Source organism: Streptomyces tanashiensis (genome assembly GCF_014648895.1).
Lineage (GTDB): Bacteria > Actinomycetota > Actinomycetes > Streptomycetales > Streptomycetaceae > Streptomyces > Streptomyces tanashiensis.
Window position 1 is genome coordinate 1 of sequence record NZ_BMRZ01000045.1, and the last position, 4,489, is coordinate 4,489.

The window sequence follows — 4,489 nt, forward strand, 5'->3', positions numbered from 1 at the left end:
CGACCATCATGGCCCAGGAGGCGGGCTGGACGACGTCGACGCGGTCGAGGCCGGGGGCGCCCTCCTCGCCGCGCAGGACTGCGGTGAGGGACCAGTCCACGAACGGGGTGAGGGCCGTCTCGCACGCGTCGATGACGCGGGCGAACTCGGGTGAGGAGTCCAGCAGGGCCGTGGCCATGCCGGCCCACTGCGAGCCCTGACCCGGGAACACGAACACGACCGGAGCCCCTGACCCGCGGCCCGGCTTCGCACCGGAGACGGCCGCGGTGACGCCGTCGGTCTCCCGGGAGGCCAGGGCGTCCAGGCCGGCGAGCAGCCCGTCCCGTCCGTCGGTGCCGGGGACCACGGCCCGCGACTCGAAGGCGGAGCGTCCGGTGGCGAGGGACAGTGCCACGTCGGCGGGGCTGAGCTCGGGCCGTGCCCGTACGAACGCGGCCAGCTGTCCGGCGGCCTCGGCCAGCGCGTCCGACGAACGCGCCGACACCAGCCACGGCAACGCAGCGCCGTCCAGACGGGCCTCGTCCGCCGTCGTGTCCTCGGCGGACACGTCGATCGGTGCCTCCGCGAGGATGATGTGCGCGTTGGTGCCGCTGATGCCGAAGGAGGAGACGCCCGCGCGCCGGACCTTGCCCTCCTCGACGGGCCACGGGCGTGCCTCGGTGAGGATCTCGACGCCGCCGTCGGCCCAGTCGACGAGTTCGCTGGGCTTGCTGACGTTGAGCGTGGCGGGGAGTTCGCCGTGGCGCATGGCCATGACCATCTTGATGATGCCGCCGACGCCCGCGGCTGCCTGGGCGTGGCCGAGGTTGGACTTGAGGGAGCCGAGCATGAGGGGCCGGCCGTCGCGCTCGCTGCCGTAGGTGGCGAGGAGGGCCTGGGCCTCGATGGGGTCGCCCAGGACCGTGCCCGTGCCGTGTGCCTCGACGGCGTCGACACCGGCGAAGGTGACTCCGGCGTCCTGCACGGCGGCGCGGATCACCCGTTCCTGGGCGGGGCCGCTGGGTGCGGTGAGGCCGTTGGAGGCGCCGTCCTGGTTCACGGCGGAACCGGCCACCACGGCAAGGACCTTGTGGCCCAGGCGTCGGGCGTCGGACAGGCGCTCGACGACGAGGACACCGACGCCCTCGGCCCAGGCGGTGCCGTCCGCGTCGGCCGAGAAGGACTTGCACCGGCCGTCGGTCGCGAGCCCCCGCTGACGCGAGAACTCGATGAAGGTGTTGGGCGTCGACATCACGGCGGCACCACCGGCGAGCGCCAGCGAGCACTCGCCCGACCGCAGGGCCCGCACCGCGAGGTGCAGGGCGACCAGCGAGGACGAGCACGCGGTGTCGACCGTCAGGGCGGGGCCCTGGAGGCCCAGGGTGTAGGCCACCCGGCCGGTGGCGACGCTGCCGGCGGTGCCCGTCAGGAAGTGGCCCTCGGCCTCCTCCGGAAGCCGGCTGCCGGCGCCGTAGTCGTGGTACATCACTCCGGCGAAGACACCGGTGTCGCTGCCGTGCAGCGAGCCGGGCGCGATGCCCGCCCGCTCCAGGGCCTCCCACGAGGTCTCCAGGAGCAGCCGCTGCTGCGGGTCCATCGCCAGCGCCTCGCGCGGCGAGATCCCGAAGAAGGCCGGGTCGAACTCGGCGGCCTCGTGGAGGAATCCGCCGTGCCGGACGTACGACGTCCCGGAGTGGTCCGGGTCCGGGTGGTAGAGGCCGTCCAGGTCCCAGCCGCGGTCGGACGGGAACTCCGAGATGACGTCGCGCCCCTCGGCGACGACCTGCCACAGCGCCTCGGGCGAGTCCACCCCGCCCGGGAAGCGGCAGCCCATGCCGACGATCACGATCGGATCGTCGTCCGTAGGCGGGGCGACGGCGGCGACGGGCAGCGCCGGGGCGCTCTCGGCACGCTCCCGCGCGAGCGCGAGCGCGAGCGTGAACTCGACGACGGCCGTCGGCGTGGGGTGGTCGAAGACCAGGGTGGCCGGAAGGCGCAGACCGGTCGTGGAGTTGAGCCGGTTCCGCAGCTGCACCGCGAGCAGCGAGTCGATGCCGAAGCTCTTGAACGGCTGGTCCGGGTCGAGCCCGTCCGTCGACTCGCTGCCGATGACCGCGGCGAGCTGGGTGCGGACGAGGTCGAGCAGCAGACGGCGGCCCTCCTCCTCGGACATCCGGCCCAGCCTGCTCCGCAGGCCGGACTCGCCGGAGCGCCGCTGCGGGATCCGCACCAGGGAGCGCAGCACCGGGGACATGGTCCCGGCGAGCGCGTCGGAGCGCAGCGAGGCCGGGTCGAGGCGGGCCGGTACGAGCACGGCGTGGTCGTCGGCGAGCGCCCGGTCGAGGAGTTCGAGGCCCTGCTCGGTGGAGAGCGGGGCGATGCCGCGGGTGGAGAGGGTGCTGTCGTCCAGGTGACCGGTGAGGCCCGTGCGCTCGGCCCACAGACCCCAGGCGAGTGAGGTCGCGGTGCGGCCGGCGGCCCGGCGGCGGGCGGCGAGCGCGTCGAGGAAGACGTTGCCCGCGGCGTAGTTGGCCTGGCCCGGGTTGCCGAGCACGCCCGCCACGGAGGAGAACAGGACGAAGGCCGCGAGGTCGTGCTCCGCGGTCAGTTCGTCGAGGTGCGCGGCGGCGTCCACCTTGGGCCGCAGCACGGCCGAGAGCCGGTCCTCGGTCAGCGACTCGACCACACCGTCGTCGAGCAGACCGGCGGTGTGGACGACGGCGGTGAGCCGTACGCCGTCGAGGAGCCGCGCGAGCGCGTCGCGGTCGGCGGTGTCGCAGGCAGCGAGGGTGACCTCGGCGCCCAATTCGGTGAGTTCGGTGGAGAGTTCCACGGCACCGGGGGCGTCGGCGCCGCGGCGGCTGACCAGGAGCAGACGGCGCGCGCCGTGCTCGGTGACCAGGTGGCGTGCGACCGAGGCGCCGAGCACGCCGGTGCCGCCGGTGACGAGCACGGTGGCGTCCGGGTCGAGCGGGGTGGCGCCGGCCGGGTCGGTGACCGAGGTGTGCCGGACCAGGCGAGGGGCGAGGAGCGCGCCCGCCCGGAGGGAGAGCTGCGGCTCGGTGAGGACGGCACCGGGCACGGTGCCCGCGTCGTGCGCCTCGTCCGAGTCCAGCAGGGCGAAACGGTCGGGGTGTTCGGACTGCGCGGTCCTGATCAGGCCCCAGACGGTGGCCTGGGCGGGGTTGTCGACCTCGGGGCCGGCGGCGCCGTCGGTCAGGACCAGCAGCCGGGACCCGGAGAAGCGGGCATCGGCCAGCCATTCCTGGACCAGGCCGAGCGCCCAGAGCGCCGCCCGACGGGCGGCCTCGGCGAGACCGGCCCCCGTGCTGTCGGAGTCCTGCGACGTGCCGGGACATCGCGCGCCGACCGGACATCGTACGGCGACCACCTGCGGCACCGCGTCCGGCACGTCGGCCAGCTCGGAGACCAGGCACGCGTCGACGTCGGCCGCCCCGGCGGGGACCGGCTGCCAGTCGAGGCGGAACAGCGCGTCGGCGCCGCGACCGGCGGTGAGGTCGGCGGTGAACGGCCGCATCGTGACGGCCTCCGCGGACAGCACGGGCTTCCCCACGCCGTCGGTGACGCGCAGGGTCACCCCCTCGCCCCGCGGGCTCAGCCACACCCGGAGCGCGTCCGCGCCCTCGGTGTGGCGGGTGACGCCGGACCAGGAGAAGGGCAGGACGGTGCCGGCGTCCTCACGGAGCAGGCCGACCGCGTGCAGGGCCGCGTCCAGCACCGCCGGGTGCACCCCGAAGCTCGTGGCGTCCAGCTCGGCGGGCAGGCCCACCTCCGCGTAGACGTCGCGACCGGTGCGCCAGGCGGCGCGCAGGCCCTGGAAGGCGGGGCCGTAGTCGTAGCCCGCCTCAGCGAGGGTGTCGTAGCGGCTCTCGACGTCGATCTCCTGGGCGCCGGGCGGCGGCCACTCGGCGAGGTCGAAGTCCGCGCCCTCGTCGTCGAGGTCGAGCACCGCCGCGGCGTGCCGTGTCCACGGGGCGCCCGCGTCGGCGTCCTGCGGCCGGGAGTGCACGGCCAGCTCCCGCTGCCCGTTCGCGGCCGGCGGTTCGACGGTCACCCGCAGCTGTACGGCTTCGTCGGCCGGGAGCACCAGCGGCGCCTGGAGGGTGAGTTCGGCGAGCCGCCGCCATCCCACCCGCGCGCCCACGGCCATCGTGAGCTCCAGGAACGCGGTGCCGGGCAGCAGGACGGTGCCGTGCACGGCGTGATCGGCGAGCCATGGCTGCGTGTCGAGCGCGAGCCGCCCCGTGTACACCAGCCGGTCCTCCTCGACCAGCTCGACGACGGCACCGAGCAGGGGGTGCCCGGCGGAGGCCAGACCGAGTCCGCGGGCGTCGGTCGAGGCGGGCTCGGGCTCCAGCCAGTAGCGCCGGCGCTGGAAGGGATAGGAGGGCAGTTCGACGGCGTGGGCGCGGTAGGACCGGAGAAGGGCCGGCCAGTCGACGGTGACGCCGTGGGACCAGGCTTCGGCGGCGGAGGTGACGAAGCGGTC

1 protein-coding gene is annotated in these 4,489 nt (G+C 75.0%); it reads right to left on the reverse strand.

Translation table 11 applies throughout. The features are described from left to right. Window positions 1-4,489 (reverse strand): type I polyketide synthase (locus tag IE237_RS40315; RefSeq protein ID WP_189807197.1); only part of this gene is annotated, 4,489 nt, incomplete at both ends.